This window comes from Streptomyces sp. NPDC001002 (genome assembly GCF_053599215.1).
Genome location: NZ_JBSFLV010000117.1, coordinates 1 through 19,993, shown reverse-complemented (window position 1 = coordinate 19,993; position 19,993 = coordinate 1). Strand labels below are relative to the sequence as shown.

General features: G+C 71.2%; 20 protein-coding genes and 1 pseudogene. 17 read left to right on the top strand and 4 right to left on the bottom strand.

The genetic code is table 11. The features are described from left to right. The first annotated feature begins 98 nt into the window (after window positions 1-98). The 3 genes from ACWDR3_RS36215 to ACWDR3_RS36205 all read left to right on the top strand — a co-directional run bounded on the left by ACWDR3_RS36215 (window position 99) and on the right by ACWDR3_RS36205 (window position 2,430). Window positions 99-1,265, top strand: coding sequence for a glycerophosphodiester phosphodiesterase (locus ACWDR3_RS36215; protein ID WP_450356805.1), 1,167 nt, complete (start codon window positions 99-101; stop codon window positions 1,263-1,265). 116 nt (window positions 1,266-1,381) lie between these two features. Beyond that, complete coding sequence (locus ACWDR3_RS36210; RefSeq protein ID WP_450356804.1) at window positions 1,382-1,888, top strand: RNA polymerase sigma factor; 507 nt, start codon at window positions 1,382-1,384, stop codon at window positions 1,886-1,888. Window positions 1,889-1,932: 44 nt separating this feature from the next. After that, complete coding sequence (locus tag ACWDR3_RS36205) at window positions 1,933-2,430, top strand: GNAT family N-acetyltransferase (protein WP_450356803.1); 498 nt, start codon at window positions 1,933-1,935, stop codon at window positions 2,428-2,430. Between the two features lie 7 nt (window positions 2,431-2,437). Here the strand turns inward: ACWDR3_RS36205 and ACWDR3_RS36200 are convergent, their stop codons facing one another. Continuing rightward, a complete protein-coding gene (locus ACWDR3_RS36200; RefSeq protein ID WP_450356813.1) occupies window positions 2,438-2,806 on the bottom strand; it encodes a hypothetical protein in 369 nt (122 codons plus the stop codon). A 70-nt stretch (window positions 2,807-2,876) separates the two neighbouring features. Continuing rightward, a complete protein-coding gene (locus ACWDR3_RS36195) occupies window positions 2,877-3,236 on the bottom strand; it encodes a hypothetical protein (RefSeq protein WP_450356802.1) in 360 nt (119 codons plus the stop codon). A gap of 69 nt (window positions 3,237-3,305) precedes the next feature. Here ACWDR3_RS36195 and ACWDR3_RS36190 point away from each other — a divergent pair, with 69 nt between their 5' ends. The 10 genes from ACWDR3_RS36190 to ACWDR3_RS36145 all read left to right on the top strand — a co-directional run bounded on the left by ACWDR3_RS36190 (window position 3,306) and on the right by ACWDR3_RS36145 (window position 16,000). Then, a complete protein-coding gene (locus tag ACWDR3_RS36190) occupies window positions 3,306-3,956 on the top strand; it encodes an HAD family hydrolase (RefSeq protein WP_450356801.1) in 651 nt (216 codons plus the stop codon). Between the two features lie 323 nt (window positions 3,957-4,279). Beyond that, complete coding sequence (locus tag ACWDR3_RS36185) at window positions 4,280-5,311, top strand: methionine ABC transporter ATP-binding protein (protein WP_450356800.1); 1,032 nt, start codon at window positions 4,280-4,282, stop codon at window positions 5,309-5,311. After that, on the top strand, window positions 5,308-6,033 hold the full coding sequence (locus tag ACWDR3_RS36180) for a methionine ABC transporter permease (protein ID WP_450356799.1): 726 nt from the start codon (window positions 5,308-5,310) through the stop codon (window positions 6,031-6,033). Before ACWDR3_RS36185 ends, ACWDR3_RS36180 begins: the two co-directional genes overlap by 4 nt. 69 nt (window positions 6,034-6,102) lie before the next feature. Next, on the top strand, window positions 6,103-6,939 hold the full coding sequence (locus tag ACWDR3_RS36175) for a MetQ/NlpA family ABC transporter substrate-binding protein (protein ID WP_450356798.1): 837 nt from the start codon (window positions 6,103-6,105) through the stop codon (window positions 6,937-6,939). 133 nt (window positions 6,940-7,072) lie between these two features. Continuing rightward, on the top strand, window positions 7,073-7,711 hold the full coding sequence (locus ACWDR3_RS36170; RefSeq protein WP_450356797.1) for a GNAT family N-acetyltransferase: 639 nt from the start codon (window positions 7,073-7,075) through the stop codon (window positions 7,709-7,711). A gap of 107 nt (window positions 7,712-7,818) precedes the next feature. Continuing rightward, entirely contained in the window at window positions 7,819-9,036 is a 1,218-nt protein-coding gene (gene cbiE, locus ACWDR3_RS36165) for a precorrin-6y C5,15-methyltransferase (decarboxylating) subunit CbiE (RefSeq protein WP_450356796.1), read from the top strand. A gap of 392 nt (window positions 9,037-9,428) precedes the next feature. Further along, complete coding sequence (gene cobT, locus ACWDR3_RS36160; protein WP_450356795.1) at window positions 9,429-13,253, top strand: nicotinate-nucleotide--dimethylbenzimidazole phosphoribosyltransferase; 3,825 nt, start codon at window positions 9,429-9,431, stop codon at window positions 13,251-13,253. Window positions 13,254-13,488: 235 nt separating this feature from the next. Continuing rightward, the gene (cobA, locus tag ACWDR3_RS36155; protein WP_450356794.1) at window positions 13,489-14,721 is read left to right on the top strand and encodes a uroporphyrinogen-III C-methyltransferase; all 1,233 of its coding nucleotides are present in this window, start codon (window positions 13,489-13,491) and stop codon (window positions 14,719-14,721) included. Window positions 14,722-14,785: 64 nt separating this feature from the next. Beyond that, window positions 14,786-15,604 (top strand): TrmH family RNA methyltransferase, encoded by an 819-nt coding sequence (locus tag ACWDR3_RS36150; RefSeq protein WP_124002790.1) that lies wholly within the window; start codon window positions 14,786-14,788, stop codon window positions 15,602-15,604. Window positions 15,605-15,607: 3 nt separating this feature from the next. Beyond that, window positions 15,608-16,000: an NUDIX domain-containing protein gene (locus ACWDR3_RS36145; RefSeq protein WP_450356793.1), complete on the top strand. Its 393-nt coding sequence runs from the start codon at window positions 15,608-15,610 to the stop codon at window positions 15,998-16,000. A gap of 12 nt (window positions 16,001-16,012) precedes the next feature. Here the strand turns inward: ACWDR3_RS36145 and ACWDR3_RS36140 are convergent, their stop codons facing one another. Further along, window positions 16,013-17,431, bottom strand: a complete 1,419-nt coding sequence (locus ACWDR3_RS36140; protein ID WP_450356792.1) for a serine/threonine-protein kinase — start codon at window positions 17,429-17,431, stop codon at window positions 16,013-16,015. A 196-nt stretch (window positions 17,432-17,627) separates the two neighbouring features. Between ACWDR3_RS36140 and ACWDR3_RS36135 the strand changes: the two genes are divergently transcribed. The 4 genes and pseudogenes from ACWDR3_RS36135 to ACWDR3_RS36120 all read left to right on the top strand — a co-directional run. Then, window positions 17,628-17,903, top strand: coding sequence for a hypothetical protein (locus ACWDR3_RS36135; protein ID WP_124002793.1), 276 nt, complete (start codon window positions 17,628-17,630; stop codon window positions 17,901-17,903). Between the two features lie 198 nt (window positions 17,904-18,101). Continuing rightward, the gene (locus ACWDR3_RS36130) at window positions 18,102-18,308 is read left to right on the top strand and encodes a hypothetical protein (protein WP_401725152.1); all 207 of its coding nucleotides are present in this window, start codon (window positions 18,102-18,104) and stop codon (window positions 18,306-18,308) included. Window positions 18,309-18,587: 279 nt separating this feature from the next. After that, window positions 18,588-19,574: a phosphotransferase family protein gene (locus tag ACWDR3_RS36125; RefSeq protein ID WP_450356791.1), complete on the top strand. Its 987-nt coding sequence runs from the start codon at window positions 18,588-18,590 to the stop codon at window positions 19,572-19,574. 80 nt (window positions 19,575-19,654) lie between these two features. Continuing rightward, window positions 19,655-19,897, top strand: a pseudogene (locus tag ACWDR3_RS36120) (TFIIB-type zinc ribbon-containing protein); the annotation flags it as partial. Here ACWDR3_RS36120 and ACWDR3_RS36115 read toward each other — a convergent pair. Further along, window positions 19,891-19,993 (bottom strand): tRNA ligase subunit PheS family protein (locus tag ACWDR3_RS36115; RefSeq protein WP_450356812.1); only part of this gene is annotated, 103 nt, incomplete at its 5' end. The pseudogene ACWDR3_RS36120 and the gene ACWDR3_RS36115 overlap by 7 nt on opposite strands.

Here is a 19,993-nt window from a genome sequence, read left to right as displayed (position 1 = left end):
CCGCGTGTTCCGGCCGAGGTCTCCCTCGCGTCATGTCCACGACCCTACGATCGGCGCGCTGAGACAACTAGATCAAGCCGAGGTCAGGGGAGTCGCTCATGGGCGCGCAGGAGAACGAGCAGTCAGGCGGTACCGGGCGACGGGCGCTCCTCGGTGCGGCGGTACTCGGAGCGGGCGGGGCCGTGCTCGGTCTGTCGGGCACCGCGAGCGCGACGAGCGCCGGGCACGGCCACGGCGGCGGCCTGAGCAGCCTGCCCAAGCCGACGATCATCGGCCACCGCGGCACCAGCGGCTACCGCCCGGAGCACACCTTCGGCTCGTACGACCTGGCCCTGGACATGGGCGCCGACATCGTCGAGGCCGGTGACCTGGTCCTCACGAAGGACGGTCACCTGGTCTGCCGGCACGAGCCGGAGATCGGCGGCACCACGGACGTCGCCGACCACACCGAGTTCGCCTCCCGCAAGACCACCAAGTCGCTGGACGGCGTCTCCACCACCGGTTGGTTCACCGAGGACTTCACGCTCGCCGAGCTGAAGACGCTGCGCGCGATCGAGCGCATTCCGGCCAACCGCCCGCACAACACGCTCTACAACGGCCGCTGGGAGATCCCCACCTTCGAAGAGGTGCTCAAGTGGCAGGACGAGCAGACCCGTAAGCGCGGCAAGCAGGTCTTCATCTACCCCGAGATGAAGCACCCCACCTACTTCCGCAAGCGCGGCTTCGACATCGAGAAGCTGCTCGCGAAGGCCCTGCGCAAGCACGGCAAGGACCGCAGGAACTCGCCGGTCCTCATCCAGTCCTTCGAGCCGACCAGCATCCAGAAGATCAGCAAGCTGGTCGACAACAACCTCGCGGTGCTGCTGTCCGGCACGGGCACCCGCCCCTTCGACTTCATCGACCAGGGCGACCCGCGCACCACCGACGACCTGGTCAAGCCGCAGGGCCTGCGCGAGATCGCGACGTACGCGCAGGGCCTGGGTCCGACGCTCGACCTGATCATCACGAAGAACGCGGACGGCAGCCTGAACAAGGAGACCACTCTGGTCGCCGACGCGCACAAGGCGGGCCTGATCCTGCACCCCTACACCATGCGCAACGAGAACCCCTTCCTGCCGCTGGAGTACCGCAAGGGCACGGACGTGGACGCCTACGGCGACGCGTTCGGCGCCTTCAAGCGCTACTTCGCCACCGGCATCGACGGTGTCTTCACCGACAACGCCGACACCGGTCTGCTGGCCCGCGCGGACTTCCTCAAGCGCTGAGGCCACGCCGGAACCACGGCTGAGTCGTTCGTCAACAGCTGAGCACAAAGCCCCGATTGGGGTGACAGTCGGCCGCCCGGGCAACCCATCGCCCGGGCGGCCGCGTCGTGCCGCATATGACGCACAACCTCGTAGCCACCCTGCGCCCACTGCTCGCCGCCGAGGCCTCCGCCGAGGCATATGCCTCCGGAACCGAACCGGGCGACCTGGAGCAGGCCGTCTGGCTCCGCCTCTTGGAGCGCCTCGACTCCGACGGCCCGCCCCGCGACCCGCAGGGCTGGCTGCGCCGAGCCGTCCGCTCGGAGGTCCGCCGCACCCGTCGTACGCACCGCATCGAACGGCCGTATGAAACCGAACCGGCCGATGAGGCCGCCCGTGACCCCGAGCACCTCGCCCTCGCCTCGGCCCGCCACCGTGCCCTGCGGGACGCCGTGCGCCGGCTGCCCGGCCGCTGTCCCCGGTTGCTGGAGGCGCTGCTCTCCCCGAAAGACCTGACATACCGGGAAATCGCCGGGGAGTTGGGTATCTCACAGGGAAGTCTCGGCCCGGAACGCTCCAGATGTCTTGGATGTCTCCGTCGTTTGCTCGCGCCGGAGGTTGCGGCACCCGAAGCACGGGGATAGGAGTGAGAACTACAGGCGATCAGGTGAGCGGGAGGCGTGCGCACATGGGCATGAGCGTGACCATCTCGGTGGCGACCGAGCAGGATGCAGAGCAGATCTTCAAGCTCCAGTACCTGAGCTTCCAGAGCGAGGCGGCGCTGTACGGCAACTACCGCATCGACCCGCTCGTCCAGACCCTGGACTCGGTCCGCGAGGAGGTGGCCGCGGACTGCGTCTTCGTGGCCCGGCTCGGCGAGGAAGTGGTCGGCTCGGTGCGCGGCCGGATCACCGAGGACGGCTCGGCCGCCATCGGCAAGCTCTGCGTCCACCCCCGCCTCCAGGGTCACGGCATCGGCGCGCGGCTGCTGCGCGCGGCCGAGGGTGCCCTGGTCGAGGAGCGCGGCGCCACCAGGTTCCGCCTCTACACGGGCCACCGCAGCGAGGGCAACCTCCGCCTGTACCGCCGCGTGGGCTACGAGACGGTGGGCACGTCCCAAGGCGCCGACGGCGTACCGATGATCGTCCTGGAGAAGAAGGCGGAGGCGTACGCCACCACCGCCTGAAGCGCTCCTACGGCTTGACGGCGCGGTTCTTCCGCAGCCAGTACAGCGCGGAGATCGGCAGCAGTACGGGGATGAAGACGTACCCCATGCCGTAGTCCGACCAGACCGTGGCGTCCGGGAAGGCCGAGGGCTCGACCAGCGTCCAGGTACCGACGATCAGCACCCCCGCGAGTTCGGCGGCGCAGCAGACCTGTGCCGCCTTGCGGGCCCGCTCCCCGCCGCGGACCAGCGAGTACGTGATGAAGCCGTACACGAGACCCGCGAGCGCCGACAGCGAGTAGGCGAGCGGCGCCCGGTCGAACTCGGTGGCGATCTGGTAGACGGAGCGCGAGACCGCGCCGACGACCATCACGCCGTAGAACCAGACGAGCAGCATGCCCGGCCCGCTGACGAGCCGTCCGGTCCGGCCGTCCTTCTCGTCCAGGTTCTCTTTCACGGTGGTCAACTCACCCTCCCCAGATGTCGTAGAGCCGCACTTCGAGGACGGCCAGCACCACACCGCCGGCGGCGACCGTGATCGAACCCCAGCGGGTGCGCTCCGCAAGGGACATGAACCCGGCCGCCGGGACGCAGGCGAACGCGCCGATCAGATAGGCGACGAAGATCGTCGTGCCCTGTTCCGGCTTTTCGCCCCGCGCCAGCTGCACGATCCCGACCACCAGCTGGACCACGGCCAGGAACGACACCACGGCCATGCCGATGAAGTGCCAGTCCTTCGTCGGCTGATCGCGGTAGGCGGCCCATCCGCACCAGGCGGCGAGCAGCAGCGCGGCGACACCGGTCACCAGCGTCAGGGCATCAAGCATGCCGCGACCCTATTACGGGCCAAAAGGCCCGATGCCGTCGCCCCCGCCGTGCGACGTAGGGTCGGGAGCATGAAGATCCACGCCGAAGCCCTCCTGTTCGACAACGACGGCACGCTCGTCTCCTCCCTCGAATCCGTCCGCCGTTGCTGGGCCCGCTGGGCGCGGGAGTACGGCATCACCGCCGAGGCGTTCGGGAGCGTCGAACTGCACGGGCGCACGGCCGCGGAGATAGCCGCCGACCTGCTGCCCGCCGACGTCGTACCGGCGGCCGTCGCGCGGATCGAGCAGCTGGAGGTGGAGGACGTGCCCAACGGAGGCGTCCGTCTGCTGCCCGGCACGCAGGCGTTCCTCGCCGCCCTGCCCGCCGAGCGCTGGGCCGTCGTCACCTCCGCCACCCGCCCGCTCGCCGAGGCCCGGCTCGACGCCGTCGGCATCCTGCCCAAGACGCTGATCACCGCCGACGACGTCACCCGCGGCAAGCCCGACCCCGAGCCCTACCTCCGCGCCGCCCGCGAACTCGGCGTCGACCCGGCCCGCTGCGTCGTCTTCGAGGACGCCCCGGCCGGCCTGCGGGCGGGCCGCGCGGCCGGCATGACCACCGTGGCGTTGACCACAACCCACCAGGCCCACGAGCTCGCCGCCGACCTCGTGGTGAACGACCTCTCGGCTTTGTCCGCGCTGGTCGGCGCCGGGGGAGTGGAGATCTCGGTCCGCGGCTGAAAGGCGTCCGCGGCCGTCCAGCATGCGGACAGCGGCATTTGGTAAGGACCATACGTCTGCTTTACTGATCACATGACCACGACGAGCTACCGCACCCTTGCGACCGAGGCGACCCTGACGCCCGGTGCTCGTTGTATGTGTCGAATGTGCGCCTTCTAGAGGGCCCTCGCACCAACCCCTGAGTCTCGCGCCCCGAAGCGAGCAGCTGCGGCATGTCCGTACGTCGTCGAACGCCGTACGTGACCACCCTGCCCCGCGCACCCCTTGTCTTCCCGTACCAGGGCACACCCACGCCCGCGTACTCGACAGTGACGGAAACCCCAGTGATCACGACATCAGGCCTGACCAAGGTCTACCGCTCGCGCGGCCGTGAGGTCACCGCCCTCGACGGCGTCGATCTCCACGTCCGCGAAGGCGAGGTGTACGGCGTCATCGGCCAGTCCGGCGCCGGCAAGTCCTCGCTCATCCGCTGCGTCAACCTGCTGGAGCGCCCCACCGCAGGGACGGTGACCGTCGCCGGACAGGACCTGACCGCCCTTGCCGGCCGCGGCCCCCGTGCCGGCCGGGAACTCCGGCAGGCGCGCAGCCGTATCGGCATGGTCTTCCAGCACTTCAACCTGCTGTCCTCGCGGACTGTCCAGGACAACATCGAGCTGCCGCTGGAGATCCTCGGCAGGTCGGGGAAGGAACGATCCGCCAAGGCACTCGAACTCCTCGACCTGGTCGGGCTCGCCGACAAGGCGAAGGCCTACCCCGCCCAGCTCTCCGGCGGCCAGAAGCAGCGCGTCGGCATCGCCCGCGCCCTGGCCGGCGACCCCAAGGTGCTCCTGTCCGACGAGGCGACCAGCGCCCTCGACCCGGAGACCACTCGCTCCATCCTCCAGTTGCTGCGCGACCTGAACCAGCAACTGGGTCTGACCGTCCTGCTCATCACCCACGAGATGAACGTCGTGAAGTCCATCTGCGACTCCGCCGCCCTCATGGAGCGGGGCCGCATCGTCGAGTCCGGCACGGTGAGCGAGCTGCTCGCGACGCCGGGCTCGGAGCTGGCCGCCGCGCTGTTCCCGGTCGAGGGCGAGGCCACCGGCGCCGACCGCACGGTCGTCGACGTCACCTTCCAGGGCGAGGCCGCCACGCAGCCCGTTATCTCCCAGCTCTCGCGCACCTACAACATCGACATATCGATCCTCGGCGCCGCCATCGACACCGTCGGCGGCCTCCAGGTCGGCCGGATGCGCATCGAACTCCCCGGCCGCTACGAGGACAACGTCGTGCCCATCGGCTTCCTGCGCGAGCAGGGCCTGCAGATCGACATCGTGGGCGAGCCCCAGCTCGTGAAGGAAGGTGCCAAGTGACCTGGTCGGAGATGCAGCCGCTGCTGTCCCAGGCGTGTTGGGACACCCTCTACATGGTCGGCTGGTCCACCCTCATCGCCGTCGTCGGCGGGCTGCCGCTCGGCGTGCTCCTCGTGCTCACCGACCGGGGCGGTCTGCTGCAGAACGTCGTCGCCAACAAGGTCGTCGGGCAGGTCGTGAACGTCGCCCGGTCGATGCCGTTCATCATCCTGATGGTCGCGCTGATGAGCTTCACGCGCGCCATCACGGGGACGACCATCGGCCGCGAGGCCGCCATCGTGCCGCTCGCCATCGGCGCGATCCCCTTCTTCGCGCGCCTAGTTGAGACGGCTGTCCGGGAAGTGGACGGCGGGCTCGTCGAGGCCGTGCAGTCGATGGGCGGCAACACCTGGACGATCGTGCGCAAGGTCCTCGTGCCGGAGTCGCTGCCCTCGCTGATCTCCTCCACCACGACCACGATCGTCGCCCTCATCGGCTACTCGGCCATGGCCGGCACGGTCGGCGCCGGCGGACTCGGCGATATCGCCATCCGCTACGGCTACCAGCGCTTCGAGACCCAGCTGATGTGGATCACCGTCGCGATCCTCGCCGTCGTCATCTCGCTCATCCAGTTCGCCGGCGACTACGCGGCCCGCACGCTGCACCGGCGCGCCGGTCAGTCCGGTGCCGCCCCCAGGCTCCGGCTGCTCAAGGCGTCCACCGCGACGAGCAAGACCGTCTGAGTCACCCCCACCCAGAACGCCCCGCACACCCATCGCGGGTCGCTGCACCCTGAAGGAAAGGCACTTTTCGTGCGTAACGTCACAAAGTTCACCACCGCTGTCCTCGCCGCCGGAGCCCTCACCCTCGGGCTCACCGCGTGCGGTTCGGACAAGGACTCCGCGGGCTCCTCGTCCGACTACAGCGGCCCGCTGGTCGTCGCCGCGAGCCCGACCCCGCACGCCGAGATCCTCAACTACGTCAAGGACAACCTGGCGAAGAAGGCCGGACTCGACCTGGAGGTCAAGGAGTTCCAGGACTACATCGTCCCGAACACGGCGACCGAGGACGGCTCCGTGGACGCCAACTACTTCCAGAACCAGCCCTACCTCGACGACTTCAACAAGAAGCGCGGCACCCACATCGTGCCCGTCGTCACGGTGCACCTGGAGCCGCTCGGCCTCTACTCCCACAAGGTCAAGAGCGTCGACGCCCTGAAGAGCGGCGCGACCGTCGCCGTCCCCAACGACGCGGTGAACGAGGCGCGTTCGCTGAAGCTGCTCGCCGCGAACGGGCTCATCACCCTCAAGGACGGCGCGGGCAACGAGGCGACTCCGCAGGACATCGACAAGAACCCGAAGAACCTCAAGTTCAAGGAGGTCGAGGCGGCCCAGACCGCGCGCTCCCTGGACGACGTGGACGCCGCGGTGATCAACGGCAACTACGCGATCTCCGCGGACATCAAGCCCGCCCAGGACGCCCTCGTCCTGGAGTCCGCGAAGAACAGCCCGTACGGCAACTTCCTCGCGGTCAAGGAGGGCAACGAGAAGGACCCGCGGGTGAAGAAGCTCGCGAAGCTCCTCACCTCCCCCGAGGTCAAGAAGTTCATCGAGGACAAGTACGACGGCTCCGTCATCGCGTCCTTCTAGTCGCGTATCGCCACGCACCGGGTCCACTCCCTCACTTGGGGTGGACCCCCGTGGTGCGTTTCGGTGGCTGCATGCTGCATGCTGGGCAGTTCAGCGGGCCCTGCATGTTCTTCCGAAGGTTACGGAGCGTCGCATGACTAGCACCTTCCCCAACATCTCCATCAGCACGGAGCGGTTGGTGCTGCGTCCCCTCGACGAGGACGATGTGCCCGCACTGGCCGAGATGATGAACGACGAACAGGTCGGCGCCTGGACCGACGTGCCGCAGCCGTACACGGAGGACCGCGCCCGCTCCTGGATCACCGAGTACGCGCCCAATGAACGCGCGTCGGGCCGCGGACTCGACTTCGCCGTCACCGAGTTCCTCACCCAGCGGTTGGTGGGCATCATCCAACTCGCCAAGACCGACTGGCATGTTCGCTCCATCGAGCTGTCGTACATCGTGGGCCCCTGGGCCCGCGGCGAGGGCTACGCCTCGGAGGCGGCGCTCGCCACCGCCCAATGGCTGTTCACCGACCAGAAGTTCGAGCGGATCGAGCTGCGCACGGCGGCCGACAACACCGCCTCGCAGCAGGTCGCGCAGAAGATCGGCTGCATCAGCGAGGGCGTCCTGCGGGGCGCGTGCATAGCGCACGTCCGTGCCGAGGACGGCACTTGGAGCGACGTACGCACCGACTTCATCGTGTGGAGTCTGCTGCCCGAGGACCTCGACGGCGCCGGCGAGCAGCTCGCCGACACCAACGGTGTCACCTCGTACACCGACTGGAACTGACCCCTGGGGGCATGCGGGGAACAGCACCCCCGGCGGTGGCACCTGACACCAGGTACCCTCACGGAGCCCGACCTCCACCTGCGTAAACCTCCTGGAGACTGACGACGATGGCCGACCGCGTCACGGTGATCGGCTGGGACGGCTCGCCGCCGACCGCCGCGGCCCGCTCCGCCCTGGGCGCCGCCACCCTGGTCGCGGGCTCCGCCCACCACCTAGCGCTCCCCGAGGTCCCGCCCCGCGCCGAACGCATCCGCCTCGGCAGCGTCGCCCTCGCCGCCCGCCGCATCGCCGCCCACAGGGGCTCCGCGGTCGTGCTCGCCGACGGCGACCCCGGGTTCTTCGGAGTCGTACGCACCCTGCGCGCACCGGAGTTCGGCCTGGAGGTCGAGGTCGTCCCCGCCGTCTCCTCGGTCGCCGCCGCCTTCGCCCGGGCCGGCATGCCCTGGGACGACGCCCAGGTGGTCGTCGCCCACCGCCGCACCCTGCGCCGCGCCGTGAACGTGTGCCGCGCCCACGCCAAGGTCGCCGTCCTCACCTCACCCGGCGCGGGACCCGCCGAACTCGGCCTGCTCCTGGAAGGCGTGCACCGCACCTTCGTCATCTGCGAGGAACTCGGCACCGACCGCGAACAGGTCACCGTCGTCACCTCCGACAAGGCCGCCGACCACACCTGGCGCGACCCGAACGTCGTCATCGTCATCGGCGGCTCCGCCGCACCCGGCGTCACCGGCGAGGGCGGCTGGCTCGCCGGGCGCGACCCGGGCACCGAACCCCGCGGCTGGGTACTGCCCGACGAGTCCTACGGGGATCACCTCGGCGAGGGCGAAACGGATCTGCTGCGCGCCGCCCAACTCGCCCGACTGGGACCGCGCGTGGGCGACCTGGTGTGGGACATCGGCTGCGGCAGCGGTGCCTTCACCGTCGAGGCCGCACGGGCCGGCGCCGCCGTCATCGCCGTCGACCGCGATGTGGCCGCCTGCGCTCGCACCGAGGCCGTCGCACGTGGCTTCGGAGTCCAGCCGCAGATCATCCACGGCACGGCCCCCCACGTCCTGGAGAACCTCCCTGAACCTGACGTAGTCCGCGTCGGTGGCGGGGGAGTGGCCGTGGTCTCCGCGGTCGTCGACCGCCGCCCGCAGCGCATCGTCGCGCACGCCGCCACCCGCGACGCGGCCGAACTCCTCGGCCGGGACCTGACGGAGCACGGATACCGCGTCGAGTGCGCGCTGCTGCAGTCCGTCGAACTCGACACGCGCGCGTGGACGGAGAAGGAGCGGAGCGTCGCGTTCCTGCTCAGCGGCGTGCTCCCGGAGCGCACCACGTGAGCCCGGTACCGTCCCAGTGATCCTGTTTTATTCCGTCCCGGTGATCCTGTAGTCGTACCGCGCGCGGTAGGCTGGCCGACCGTTGTACCGCATCGGGTGGCCCGGCACTTCGTTCGTCAATGTCCGGAAAACGCGCCCGTTTTGGGATGGGGTGTGGTACGGCGGAACCGGGGGACGCGCAACGTGGCGCAGTCCACAGCGGCCCGTCGCGGATCAAGCTGCCAAGGCGGGGCAACGGCCGCGACAATGCCACTGAATGGCTTTGTCGCCTTTTAGGGACGGGTCGTTCGTGCCGCTGGACAGGCACGCTCGTTCTTCACTGCGGGGGCGGTCGGTGCGCCGTCCCCGGTGGGCTGGACGTAGAAGCACTAACCGATGGGCGAGGGGTACGCATGACGGACACCGGCCAGGTCCCGGGCGAGGGACTGCCGGAGAGCGCAGGCATGGTGGAACAGCCGGGCGTCCCCCCGCACGGCGCGTACACCTACCTCTCCGAGACCACCGCCGAGGACGAAGACCTGCTGCTGCTCCCGGGCGCCCAGAGCCCCTGGGGCAACGAGGTCGCCCCGCCGGCGCCCGAGCCGGTCGTCGAGACCGTCCACGAGCCCGGCCCGCACGAGACGGCGGGCCGCGACAGCGGTTCGGTCGACCTCAACGGCGTCCGCCTGCCCGACCCGACACCCGCGCCGGCACCCGTCCCGCCGCGCCGCCCCCTGCACCTCGGCCCGCCGACCCCCAACGCCTCCGCGAGCCCGGTCCGTTCCCTCGCCGACCGCGGCCCCACGGGAGCGCCGGTCTGGCAGTCCGCCCCGCCGACCACCGCCGGCCCCGAATACCTCGACGCCTCCCAGCCATTGAGCGACCTGCCTCCGCAGGGCGGGAGCCCCTGGGGCACCGCTCCGTCGCAGGCGGCGGTCCAGACCCAGGTCACCACGGAGGCGCCGGCTGCCGAAACGGTTGTCCCGGCCGAGCAGTCGACCCCCGAGCTGGTGGAGGTGTCCGCGCCGGCGCTTGTCGCCGAGCAGGAGCCGGCCTACGAGGCCCAGGCGACCCCGGACCCCGAGCCCAACGTCGATGTCGCGTACGGCGGTTCGGCCCCGGAAGCCGGGGGAGTGGAGTACGACCACGGCCTGCACAACGGCCAGGTTCCGGTCGGCATGTCCGCTGCGGAGGGCGGACAGAGCTCCGGCGCCGGATTCACCGCGGACGGCGGCCAGGGTGCCGAGACCGGGTTCGCCGCGGAGAACGGGCCAGGTGCCGAGCCCGCGTTCGTCGTGGAGGGCGGACAGGGCCCCGGGGACAGCCTTCCGGGTATTCCGGTCGCGCCCGTGGCAGACGGCACGCACGGTGTTCCCGCCGAGGCCGTACCGCAGTTCGGGCAGGCCGACGTTCCGGTGGAGCCCGCCGGTCCGGACGCGGCGGCGGTCGAGGCGGCCTGGGCCGGTGCGGATGCCGGGGAGATCGTCGGTGCGTTTCCGGAGACGGGGCACGTGGTCGATGCGACGCCCGGCTCCGAGCCCATTGCCGAGGTCGAGCCCGTCCCCCTGGACGCTGCTGCCGGGCAGGTTCCGGAGACCGGTCCGGCGCCTGACGGCGGGCAGTTCGTCGAGGCCGTCGCGCCTGAGGCGGCGCATGCCTTCGAGGTACCGCCTGCTGAAGCCATGCCGCTTCCGGCACCGGAGCCCGAGGCTGGCGTGGCTTTCGAGACGCCCGCGCCCGAGGCGGGCGTGGCTTTCGAGGCGCCCGTGCCCGAAGCCGCCCACGACGACCCCACCGCCCAAGCGGTCCCGCCCGAGCCCGTTCTGGCTGCCGTCGAGCCGACCGGACTCGCCCCCGTCCTGGAGCCGGTCCTCGAACCGGCCGAACCCGATCTCGTCGAAGCCGTCGAGGTCCTCCCGTTCCCGGAGCCCGCCGACTCGGCGCCGGCCCACGACGACACGGCACCGGCCCCGCACCTGGCGGAAGCCATCGCTCCGGCCGCCGACACCGCCGTATCCCACGAGCCGCCCGTCCAGCCGGTGGACCCCGAGTCCACCCCCTGGGACGAGCCCGCACCGGACGCCGATGCGCACATCACGCCCGCGCCCGACCTGGTGACGCCCCTCGCGGTCGTCGCGTCGGCCGACACTGACACTCCCTCCGACGCGCTTGTGGAAGCGCCGGAGCCCCAGCCGATCCCCGCTCCTCAGGGGCCTGTCACCGGCAACGCACCCGAGCCCGCGGTCATCCCCCTGGACATGGGTGCTCCGGAACAGCCCGTGGGCCAGTTCGTGCCCGTCGAGGGCTCGGTGCCGACCACCCCGCACCTCGCGCCGACCCCGCCGCACCCGCTCACCCTCCCCGCGGAGGAGGAGCCGGTCGCCGTGGTCCCCGCGCCCCGGGAGGCCGATCCCGACGTCGTACAGCAGGCGGAGGACCTGGACACCAGGGCCGCCGAGCAGGAAGAGAGCACGGCCGTAGTGGCAGAAGCACGACAGTCCACCGGTCCGGCCGCGCCCGCCTACGACGACGCCGAGCGCGAGGCCGTGCTCAAGGTCATGCGCGAACGGCGCGACATCCGCAACGGCTTCCGCAGCGACCCCATCCCGCACGACGTGCTGCTCCGCGTCCTGGAGGCGGCCCACACCGCGCCCTCTGTCGGCCACTCGCAGCCCTGGGACTTCGTCGTGATCCGCTCCGCCGAGACGCGCGGCGCGATGCACGAACTGGCCCAGCGCCAGCGCGAGGCGTACGCCAAGTCGCTGCCGAAGGGCCGGGCCAAGCAGTTCAAGGAACTGAAGATCGAGGCCATCCTCGACACCCCGGTGAACATCGTGGTCACCGCCGACCCGACGCGCGGTGGCCGGCACACCCTCGGCCGCCACACCCAGCCGCAGATGGCGCCGTACTCCGCCGCCCTCGCGGTCGAGAACCTCTGGCTCGCCGCCCGCGCCGAGGGCCTCGGCGTCGGCTGGGTCAGCTTCTTCGACGAGCGTGAGATGGTCCGCGCGCTCGGCCTGCCGGAGCACCTGGAGGTCATCGCGTACCTCTGCGTCGGCTACGTCGACGAGTTCCCGGACGAGCCCGAGCTGATGCAGGCCGGCTGGTCCAAGCGGCGCCCGCTGTCCTGGGTCGTCCACGAGGAGACGTACGGCCGCCGCGCGCTGCCCGGCGAGGACCCGCACGACCTGCTCGGCGAGACCGTCGCCCAGATCCGTCCGCTGGACGCCAAGGCGCTCGGCGAGGCCTGGGAACGCCAGAAGCGGATGACGAAGCCGCCGGGCTCCCTGGGCATGCTGGAGATCATCTCCGCGCAGCTGTCGGGGCTGTCCCGGCAGTGCCCGCCGCCGATCCCGGAGCCCGCGGCCGTCGCGATCTTCGCGGGTGACCACGGCGTGCACGCGCAAGGGGTCACCCCGTGGCCGCAGGAGGTGACGGCCCAGATGGTCGCCAACTTCCTTGGCGGCGGCGCCGTTTGCAACGCCTTCGCGAGCCAGGTGGGCGCCGAGGTCTGTGTGGTGGACGTCGGCGTCGCGTCCGAACTCCCGGCCACGCCCGGCCTGTTGCCCCGCAAGGTCCGGGCCGGCACGTCCGACATGACGACCGGCCCCGCGATGACCCGCGAGGAGGCCAAGCAGGCCATCGAGGTCGGCATCGAGACCGCGCGTGACCTGGTCGCGGCCGGCAACAAGGCGCTCCTCACCGGCGAGATGGGCATCGCGAACACCACCGCGTCCGCCGCGCTGATCTCGGTCTACACGGACACCGACCCCGCCGAGGTGACGGGCCGCGGCACCGGCATCAACGACGAGACGCTGGCCCGCAAGACCGAGGTCGTCCGCCGCGCCATCGAACTCCACCAGCCCGACCCGGCCGACCCCATCGGCGTACTCGCCGCGATCGGCGGCTTCGAGCACGCCGCCATCGTCGGCCTCCTCCTCGGCGGCGCGTCCCTGCGTACGCCGGTGATCCTGGACGGCGTGAGCGCAGGCGCGGCAGCTCTGGTCGCCCGAGCCATCGCCCCTGAGGTCCTCGCGGCCTGCATCGCCGGCCACCGCAGCGCCGAACCGGGCCACGTGGCCGCCCTCAACAAACTCGGCCTCCGCCCCCTGGTAGACCTCGACCTCCGCCTCGGCGAGGGCACAGGCGCGCTGCTGGCTCTGCCGCTGGTACAGAGCACGGCCAGGGCAATGCACGAGGTGGCTACGTTCGACTCGGCGGGGGTCACGGAGAAGTAGGCGGCAGGTTGGGTGACCCGGGGTACTGCGCCCCCGGGTCCCTCTCATATGCCGCCACGGTTGTGGGCAGGCGTTCCGCACGGCGGAACGGGTGGGCACAACCGTCCACGGCCCGCGCTCGGCTACGAAGCTCAGCCACCGCACACCCGAGCCGCCCCAAATCTCCCCGCCCTCTAAAATCTGCACGTCAGGGCATCCGCATCGCACCACCGCCACACCAGGGAGCCGCACCCCCATGGCCGAACACCCCGCCTACCCCGTAGGCCTCCGCCTCACCGGCCGCAGGGTCGTCGTCCTAGGTGCAGGCCAGGTAGCCCAGCGCCGCCTCCCCGCCCTCATCGCAGCCGGCGCCGACATCCTCCTCGTATCCCCCGAAGCCACCCCCTCCGTAGAAGCGATGGCGGACGCGGGCGAGCTCACCTGGCAGAAGCGCCCCTACGCGGACGGCGACCTCGCCGACGCCTGGTACGCCCTCATCGCCACCAGCGACCCCGAAGCCAACGCCACCGCCTCCGCCGAGGCCGAACGCAACCGAGTGTTCTGCGTCCGCTCCGACGACGCCGACCAGGCCACCGCCTGGACCCCGGCCACCGGCCACAGCGAAGGCGTCACGGTCGCCGTCCTCACCACCGACGCCCGAGGCCGCGACCCCCGCCACACCGCCGCCATCAGGGACGCGGTCGTCGCGGGCCTGCGCGACGGCACCCTCGTAGCCCCGCACCACCGCACCCGCACCCCCGGCGTCGCCCTCGTCGGCGGCGGCCCTGGTGACCCGGACCTGATCACCGTCCGCGGCCGCCGCCTCCTCGCCGAGGCGGACGTTGTCATCACCGACCACCTCGGCCCCCGCGACCTCCTCGCCGAACTCTCCCCGAACGTCGAGGTGATCGACGCGGCGAAACTGCCCTACGGCCGCTTCATGGCACAGGAGGCCATCAACAACGCCCTGATCGAACACGCGAAGCAGGGCAAGTCGGTCGTACGACTGAAGGGCGGCGACCCGTTCGTCTACGGCCGCGGGATGGAGGAGGTCCAGGCGCTCGCCGAGGCCGGCATCCCGTGCACGGTCGTCCCCGGCATCTCCAGCTCGATCTCGGTCCCGGGCGCGGCAGGCATCCCGGTCACCCACCGGGGCGTGGCGCACGAGTTCACCGTGGTCAGCGGACACATCGCCCCCGACGACGAGCGCTCCCTGGTCGACTGGCCGGCCCTCGCCCGGCTGACCGGCACGCTGGTGATCCTGATGGGCGTCGGCACGATCGGGAAGGTGGCCGAAACCCTCGTGGCGCACGGCAAGTCCCCCGACACCCCGGTCGCCGTGATCCAGGAGGGCACCACCGCAGGTCAGCGTCGCGTCGACGCGACCCTCGCGACGGTCGCCGAGACGGTCCGTACGGAGGAGGTGAAGGCGCCGTCGGTCATCGTCATCGGCGAGGTCGTGGACGTAGGCCCCAAGAAGCACGCGTAACCACGGGTAACCCAACCCGGTTCCAGCCGTTGGCACCACACCCAGGACAAGGCAGTATCACCCTGTGGCCGATCTCATCACCGTTGAGGATCCCGACGACCCGCGCCTGCGTGATTACACGGGCCTGACCGATGTGGAGCTGCGCCGTAAGCGCGAACCGGCCGAGGGCCTGTTCATCGCCGAGGGCGAGAAGGTCATCAGACGGGCCAAGGACACTGGTTACGAGATGCGCTCGATGCTGCTGTCCGCGAAGTGGGTCGACGTCATGCGTGACGTCATCGACGAACTCCCTGCCCCCGTCTACGCGGTGAGCCCGGAGCTCGCCGAACAGGTCACCGGCTACCACGTGCACCGCGGCGCACTCGCCTCCATGCAGCGCAAGCCGCTGCCGACGGCCGCCGACCTGCTCCAGACGACCCGCCGCGTGGTGGTCATGGAGTCGGTCAACGACCACACCAACATCGGCGCGATCTTCCGCTCGGCGGCGGCCCTGGGCATGGACGCGGTCCTGCTCTCCCCGGACTGCGCGGACCCGCTCTACCGCCGCAGCGTCAAGGTCTCCATGGGCGCGGTCTTCTCGGTCCCGTACGCCCGTCTCGACACCTGGCCCAAGGGCCTGGAGTCGGTCCGCGAGGCCGGCTTCACCCTCCTCGCCCTCACTCCGGACGAGAAGGCCAGATCCCTCGACGAGGCGGCCCCGCACCGCATGGACCGCGTCGCCCTGATGCTCGGCGCCGAGGGCGACGGTCTCTCCACGCAGGCCCTGGTGGCCGCCGACGAATGGGTCCGCATCCCCATGTCCCACGGCGTCGACTCCCTGAACGTCGGCGCGGCGGCCGCGGTCGCCTTCTACGCGGTGGCCACCGGCCGCCCCGAGGCGTAGCCGATGGCACGGCGCGAGGCGATCGTGGCGGTACTGCGCCGCGACGGCCGGGTCCTGGTCGTCCGGCGCGGCCCCACCGTCGCCCGCCCCGGCTACTGGCAACCCCTCAGCGGCAAGCTCGAACCGGGGGAGACCCAGCAGCAGGCCCTGGTCCGCGAGGTCCACGAGGAGATCGGCCTGACGGTCTCCCCGGGCGCCAAGGTCTGGGAGTCACTCACGGAGGACGGCCACTTCCGCCTCCACTGGTGGACCGCCGAGAACTCCGCCGACGAGCCCGTCCCCGACGGCGACGAGGTCACCGAGGCCCGCTGGGTCACACCGGAGGAGTACCTCGCGCTGAGCCCGGTCTTCGAGGCGGACCGAGAGTTCTTCGAACGCATCCTGCCGACCCTGTGACGTACTGACCCGCTACTGAGCCGCAGACCAGCCCGCGTGCTGATGCGGTTGTTCCTGCCGTACGACATCACGGTCCCCGCCGAGCCCCCGAGACGGCCCCTGACACCCCTGCGCGGCGGCGATGCCGAGCGCCACGAGCAGCGTCACCACGACGAACACGAACAGCCGCTGCCGCAGCAGCCGAGGATTGGCCGGCCGCCGACCGGTACCCGTGTTCCTGGGCCCCGGCCGCCCGGTACCGCTGCGCGGCGCGGGCCGACTCCCACTGCCGTTGCCGGAACGCGTCGTGTTCCGCGCGGGAGGAGTGTTCCGGCTCCCCGAGCGGGACGACGACGGACCGCCCCCGCCCGCACGGGACGCACTGCTGCCCCGAGAGGGAGCGTTGCCCCGAGGCCCGGCCGAACCCTGCGAACCCACCGGATTCCCAGGTCCCCCATGCCCGGCCTGCGAGCCCTGCTGTCCCCCCTGCGAACCCTTGGTCCCCTGCGGGGGCCGCCGCTGGACGGAACGCTGCTGCTGGTCGGGATAGGTGTCCGAGAGCCGCCCGGTGGGCCGGTCCGCCTCGGCGGCGCGCGGTGCGGGCGGACGTACGTCGCCGAGACCCTGGGTCTCGCGGGCGGCGATCTCCTTGAGGCGGAGCGACAGTTGGAGGGTGCTGGGCCGGTCCTGGGGGTCCTTCGCGAGGCAGGCGCGCACCAGCGGGGCAAGCGCGTCCGGGACGCCGTGCAGCTGAGGCTCCTCGTGCACCACGCGGTACAGCATCACCTCGGAACTGCCGTGCCCGAAGGGCGAGTCACCCATCGAGGCGTACGCGAGGGTCGCGCCGAGCGAGAAGACGTCGGTGGCCGGGGTGACGGCGGCGCCACGCACCTGCTCGGGCGCGAGGAAACCGGGCGAGCCGACGGCCGTACCGACGTGGGTGAGCGTGGAGGCCCCGGTCGCCCAGGCGATGCCGAAGTCGATGATCCGCGGTCCCTTGGGGGACAGCAGGATGTTGGAGGGCTTGAGATCCCGGTGCACCACGCCGGCCTCGTGCACGGCGACGAGCCCTTCCGACAAGGCAGCCCCCACCGCGGCCACCTCGGCCGCACCGAGCGACCCCTCGTCGGCGACCTTGTCGTGCAGCGAGGGCCCGGGCACGTACTGCGTGGCGAACCACGGCCGGTCCGCGTCGAGATCCGCGGCGACCAGCCGAGCGGTGCACCCGCCCCTGATCCGCCGCGCGGCCGAGACCTCACGGGCGAACCGCGACCGGAACTCCTGATCCTCCGCCAGGTCGGGCCGGATCACCTTGAGCGCGACCCGCTGCCCCTTCTTGTCGGAGCCCAGATAGACAACGCCCATCCCACCCGCGCCGAGCCGTCTGTGAAGCCTGAACGAGCCGACGACACGCGGGTCCTCGCGCCTCAGGCGCATCATCGCCATGTTCATCCCCGCTGCCCGGTCCGTGTGACGAGCGACAGCTTACGTTTCCACGGCCGCCCGCGCGCAGAGGCCGCGCCCTCTCGCCCCAACGGATTGTCAGTGCCGGGTGGGAGACTTGAAGAGTGGTCAGGGACCGCGTGAACAGCGGGACTTCGACCGCCCTGTGATCCCAACCACCCGCCACAGAAGGGGGATTGAGCGCGTGAAGGGTGATCGCGTGGAGATAGTCGTGGACGCCGGGGACACGACAAGGACGTACGAGGTGGTGGCGAGCAGAGCGGGCCGTCGGGTGGAGACGGCGGTGCGCCGAGGTGTCGTGGAAGTGAGCGAAGTCACCCGGAGCGGTTCCGTGGTCCGCACGGCCCGTTTCATGGCGACCCGGGTGCTGGCCCTGGTCGAACAGCCGGTGCCCAGGGAGGACAGCTCGGAGAAGGCAGGGCACACCGGACAGCCCCTCCGGGAAGACCCTGAGACCTAGGACCGCGTCTCCACCCAGGGGAGTAGTTCCCAGGTCATGGCTCATCCTCCGGGAGGCCCGGGAATCGATACGAGGGCATGACGTGCGACAGGGGCCGGACGCCTAGATTTGAGGTCAAGCGGCGGGTGCAGCACTCGTCCCCCGAGGTCAGACACCCGCCGCTGCCAACGACAACTGAGTTCGGTCAGGAGAGGGACCATGGCCTACACGGCACCGCGGGCACAGATCCGCACGCAGGAGCGCAAGGCGCACACCGCTTTCCGCCCCCGCCGTCAGGGCCGCCGCCACCCCTTGGTGGCGACACTCATGGCCCTCCCTCTGGCCGCGCTGCTGCTCCTCGTCTTCGACGGCTGGGAGACGGTAGCGACACAGGCGTCGTCCGTGGGAGTGATGCTGGGGCGCTGAGCGGCGACCCCAGGCCCGGAAGAGCGGTCCGGGCGGGGACATCCACCCATGAAACCCCGTGGGGACGGGGGTGCGGCGGACGGCAAAACGCCGGCGCAGCTGGGGAGCTGCGCCGGCGTTGCTTTTTGTTTTTCAGCCCCTCCGGCGTTTGAGGAGCGGGGGTTCAGGGGGCGGAGCCCCCTGGCGGGGCCGAAGGGGCAGCGCTCCTGGGACGGGTAGGGGCGGCGGGGGCGAGAACCGTACGCTCGTGCACCAGACCCACCGCGCCCAGGGAGCCCCGTGACCGCCACCCCCCTGCTCACAGAACTCACCACCCGAGCCAGGGCCACGGCACACACCCGCACCCCCACCTGCCCCTGCCTCCGCGGAACGCCAGACCGCACGGAAACCCTCGCCGACCGCCCCGACGCCACAGTCGTCCGCCACGCCGACACCGTCGCCAAGGCCCACGCCCCCACCACCTCCCTCCCCGAACTCACCACCCGCCTCACCACAGCCGCCCACCTCCCCGGCATCTTCCTCCCCCCACTCCTCTCGACCCCCGTCGACCTGCACGGCCGCCTGGTGACCTTCTGGCCGTACGGCACCCCCGTAGCCCCCGACGACCCGGACGCGGCCCCTTGGGAAGCCGCTGCCACCCTCCTCGCCCACCTCCACCGCACCCCCCTCCCATCCGTCACTCCCACACGCACCCCCCTGCCCCCCATGCAAGGCCCCACCAAAGCCGCCCGCGCGATAGCCCGCCTCCAAGCCACCCCAACCCCCACCGCCACCCAGAACCCCGCCGTACCCCCCGTCCTCGCCGCCTGGTCCACCCTCCCCCCGTGGGCCCGAGCCGAGACCCCCATGCCGGACCGCACCACCCTCTGCCACGGCGACCTCCACCTCGGCCAACTGGTCCGTCACCCCACCCCCGACGGCCCCTGGCTCCTCATCGACGTCGACGACCTCGGCACCGGCGTCCCCACCTGGGACCTCGCCCGCCCCGCCGCCTGGTACGCCTGCGGCCTCCTCCCGCCCGACGAATGGACCCGCTTCCTCACCGCGTACCGCGCCGCCGGCGGCCCCGCCGTCCCGCCCGACGGCGACCCCTGGCCCGCCCTGGACGTCCCGGCCCGCGCCCTCACCGTGCAGACGGCGGCCCGCGCGATCGTCAAGGCGACCACCGAGCAACGCCCCCTCGACGAGATCGAGATGTCCGTGATCGACGCATGCGCCCGAATGAGTTCCGCCCCACCGCAGTTGACCCCCGGTTTCCCGAAGTAGGGTGCAACCGACCGCCGCCGGACGGAGTCTGTCCTGGCGAAACGGGAAACAGGTCCGATGGGCGAGGAGTTGAGCCGGCCATGCAGTGTCCGAAGTGTCATGGGTCGATGCAGACGTACAACCGCAACGGTGTCCAGATCGAGCAGTGCAGCAACTGCCGCGGGATCTTTCTCGACTACGGCGAGCTCGAGGCGCTGACCCGCGTGGAGTCCCAGTGGCAGCAGCCCGCCCCGCCGCCCCCGGGCCCGCAGGGCTACCCGGCCCCGGCCGCACCCGCCTGGGGCGCCCCGCACGGCGGCGGTCACGGCGGAGCCCACTACGGCCCCATCCCGAACGGCCGGGTGAACCGGACGTCACCCTCGACCATGTCTCGCATGTCTTCGACGTTGTGGCGGAACATCAGCATCCGTTCGATGCCG

Excerpts from the sequence above, each read along its gene's own strand:
- ACWDR3_RS36215 (WP_450356805.1), top strand. The coding sequence starts at position 99 with ATGGGCGCGCAGGAGAACGAGCAGTCAGGCGGTACCGGGCGACGGGCG.
- ACWDR3_RS36210 (WP_450356804.1), top strand. The coding sequence starts at position 1,382 with ATGACGCACAACCTCGTAGCCACCCTGCGCCCACTGCTCGCCGCCGAG.
- ACWDR3_RS36205 (WP_450356803.1), top strand. The coding sequence starts at position 1,933 with ATGGGCATGAGCGTGACCATCTCGGTGGCGACCGAGCAGGATGCAGAG.
- ACWDR3_RS36200 (WP_450356813.1), bottom strand. The coding sequence starts at position 2,806 with ATGCTGCTCGTCTGGTTCTACGGCGTGATGGTCGTCGGCGCGGTCTCG.
- ACWDR3_RS36195 (WP_450356802.1), bottom strand. The coding sequence starts at position 3,236 with ATGCTTGATGCCCTGACGCTGGTGACCGGTGTCGCCGCGCTGCTGCTC.
- ACWDR3_RS36190 (WP_450356801.1), top strand. The coding sequence starts at position 3,306 with ATGAAGATCCACGCCGAAGCCCTCCTGTTCGACAACGACGGCACGCTC.
- ACWDR3_RS36170 (WP_450356797.1), top strand. The coding sequence starts at position 7,073 with ATGACTAGCACCTTCCCCAACATCTCCATCAGCACGGAGCGGTTGGTG.
- cbiE (WP_450356796.1), top strand. The coding sequence starts at position 7,819 with ATGGCCGACCGCGTCACGGTGATCGGCTGGGACGGCTCGCCGCCGACC.
- cobT (WP_450356795.1), top strand. The coding sequence starts at position 9,429 with ATGACGGACACCGGCCAGGTCCCGGGCGAGGGACTGCCGGAGAGCGCA.
- cobA (WP_450356794.1), top strand. The coding sequence starts at position 13,489 with ATGGCCGAACACCCCGCCTACCCCGTAGGCCTCCGCCTCACCGGCCGC.
- ACWDR3_RS36145 (WP_450356793.1), top strand. The coding sequence starts at position 15,608 with ATGGCACGGCGCGAGGCGATCGTGGCGGTACTGCGCCGCGACGGCCGG.
- ACWDR3_RS36140 (WP_450356792.1), bottom strand. The coding sequence starts at position 17,431 with ATGAACATGGCGATGATGCGCCTGAGGCGCGAGGACCCGCGTGTCGTC.
- ACWDR3_RS36130 (WP_401725152.1), top strand. The coding sequence starts at position 18,102 with ATGGCCTACACGGCACCGCGGGCACAGATCCGCACGCAGGAGCGCAAG.